The 1,702-nt window shown below is 46.2% G+C and carries 3 protein-coding genes and 1 pseudogene; 2 read left to right on the forward strand and 2 right to left on the reverse strand.

All coding sequences use genetic code 11. From position 1 onward, the window contains the following. Window positions 1–333: pseudogene (locus tag F6K49_RS46360) on the forward strand (hypothetical protein); the annotation flags it as partial. 15 nt (window positions 334–348) lie between these two features. On the opposite strand, the gene F6K49_RS46365 reads toward F6K49_RS46360, so the two are convergent. Then, the gene (locus F6K49_RS46365; RefSeq protein WP_158069555.1) at window positions 349–486 is read right to left on the reverse strand and encodes a hypothetical protein; all 138 of its coding nucleotides are present in this window, start codon (window positions 484–486) and stop codon (window positions 349–351) included. 422 nt (window positions 487–908) lie between these two features. Next, window positions 909–1,085: a hypothetical protein gene (locus F6K49_RS46370; protein ID WP_293109196.1), complete on the reverse strand. Its 177-nt coding sequence runs from the start codon at window positions 1,083–1,085 to the stop codon at window positions 909–911. Between the two features lie 80 nt (window positions 1,086–1,165). Between F6K49_RS46370 and F6K49_RS46375 the strand changes: the two genes are divergently transcribed. Further along, a partial coding sequence (locus F6K49_RS46375) for an HAD family hydrolase (protein ID WP_293109198.1) occupies window positions 1,166–1,702 on the forward strand: 537 nt, incomplete at its 3' end.

Below are 1,702 nucleotides of genomic sequence, written 5' to 3' on the forward strand. Positions count from 1 at the left end.
TCCTCGTCTTTGAAGACTATTCAGTTAAAACCTACTGTTAAGCCTTTATCTAAAATTGAATCTAAATCAGATTTAGAAGAGATACTAGTTAAACTCCTCAAGGATTTGAAGACAAACTATAAAGATCCTTATGTTCCGATCGCTCATATAGCTACTGAATTTAAAAAACAATACTCTCGACCAATTACTCAGTTGATGAGAGACTTAAATTTAAAAGGTACATTCCCCAAATTTTTGCAATCCTTAGGAGCATTTAAACTGAAGAAGGTTGGTAAGGCTTATCAAGTTGCTTTACGGTTAGACGGGTTGAATGCACTAGTTATTGAACAGTAGACTTCGCGGCAGTTGTCAGGCAATAGGGAATAGGGAATTAGGAATCGGGAATCGGGAGTCGGGAATCGGGAGTCGGGAATCGGGAGTTGGGAATCGGTAAAAAATCCGGCATTGCTGAATCTTCGGATCAATATGAATGAGTGGGGTGGGCATCCTGCCTGCCCCACAAGATCAGTATCTTCGGATCAATATGAATAAGTGGGGTGGGCATCCTGCCTGCCTGGGAATATTTATAACCGGCAAGATGCCGGTTCCACACCTGATGCCCGTTCCACGGCTGATGCCCGGGTAGGTTTTTAACTTTGGTGGGAGTACGTACTTTCATTGCCTAAAAACTCCAACAGGACTTACGCATTTGCCCCCTAAATCCCCCGAGCGAGCAATCCCTCGCTCGGGGGACTTTGACATCTTTACCCCCCAGAATTGGGGGGCTAGGGGGGCGAAATCAACTTAACCGCGTAAGTCCTGTCCAATAAATAAATCTCCAAATCTACAAGAATTTATTGGACGGGTGCGCCCAGCTGAGGGCGTTTCCCCGATTCGTGACGGCATAAGGTGCAAGAGACAGAGAATTCTCACCATCTCCCCATTTCCCCATCTCCCCATCTCCCCATCTCCCCATTTCCCGACTCCCGACTCCCGACTCCCGACTCCCGACTCCCGACTCCCGACTCCCGACTCCCGACTCCCGACCCAAATCTCAAAAACCTACCCCTGTCAGGAGTAATGGGTAAGTCCTGAGAGATTGGCAATGTTACAAATTCGTAATTTTAGTGATAAATACTCACGGGATGAGATAATAATGTAAATAAATATTACATTTTGTTAGATAATGATTAGAGTATTTACAGACTTTGACGGTCCGATAATGAATGTCTCAGAACGTTACTATCGGGTTTACCAGTTTTGTCTCAAAGAAATCCAACGCCCTAACCAGCCAATCCTGCCCATGTCCAAGGCGGAGTTTTGGCAGTGTAAGAGGGGGCGTGTTCCGGAGATAATTATTGGTATTCGTTCAGGTCTCGATCCCAGCCAAGCTGAAGCATTTGCTCAGCTACGCCGTCAAACTGTACACACTCTGCCCTACTTAGTCCATGATCAACCGGTTCCCGGAGCTATCGATGCCCTGGAAAAATTACAAGAAGCAGGTGTAGATTTAGCCGTCATGACCATGCGTCGGGTGCGAGAGCTTGATGAAGCCTTCAGTCGCTTAGACCTGGAGAAATTTTTTCCCCCTAACCGACGGTATTGCCTGAGTAACGACTATGTTAAGACCGGTGACACTAAGGATAAACCTTTGCTAATGGCAAAAGCCCTAAAAAAACTCCCAGCTGCGTCTGATGTCTGGATGATTGGCGATACAGAAGCG

It is taken from the genome of Moorena sp. SIO3I6 (genome assembly GCF_010672095.1).

Coding starts and splice junctions, on each gene's coding strand:
- F6K49_RS46365 (WP_158069555.1), bottom strand. CDS start 486: ATGCCCACCCCACTCATTCATATTGATCCGAAGATTCAGCAATGCCGG.